Source organism: Alcanivorax sp. HI0044, from assembly GCF_001634945.1.
In genome coordinates, this window is sequence record NZ_LWEZ01000889.1 from 1 (window position 1) to 434 (window position 434).

Genomic DNA, 434 nt, shown 5'->3' on the forward strand with positions numbered 1-434 from the left:
CTGGCCCAAGCCATAACAATCTTTTTAGCCAGGCTATCTGCCCGCTCAGCCCGTGGATCTCCCAGCACATCCGGATCGAAGCCCCTCCCTGTGGGAAACTCGCCTAGCCCACGATAGATCTCACCATTCAGGAACAAGCAGGCATGATAATGAACCTGCTGACCTCCTACCTTCTCCTCGACGCCTATGTAACCCAATTTACAATCAGGCACCCATCGACCCTCGCGTTTACGTCGCTCCAGCTCCGCATCCACCTGTTCTTTTAGAGACCGAATGAAGGAACCAAACCAATCCCCAGATTGTACATACCCATTTTCAGGAAGATTGAGATCTACCCTCACTGCCATAGTGCTTGCCTGACTATGGATAGCTCGATGCATGGTCTGGTGGATACGCTCCAGGTATGGAATGAATAATGGCCCTCTCTGTAGTTG

At 51.6% G+C, this 434-nt stretch carries 1 protein-coding gene; it reads right to left on the reverse strand.

The features are described from left to right. Positions 1-347 (reverse strand): inovirus-type Gp2 protein (locus A3730_RS10585; RefSeq protein ID WP_231883922.1); only part of this gene is annotated, 347 nt, incomplete at its 3' end. Positions 348-434: the final 87 nt, after the last annotated feature.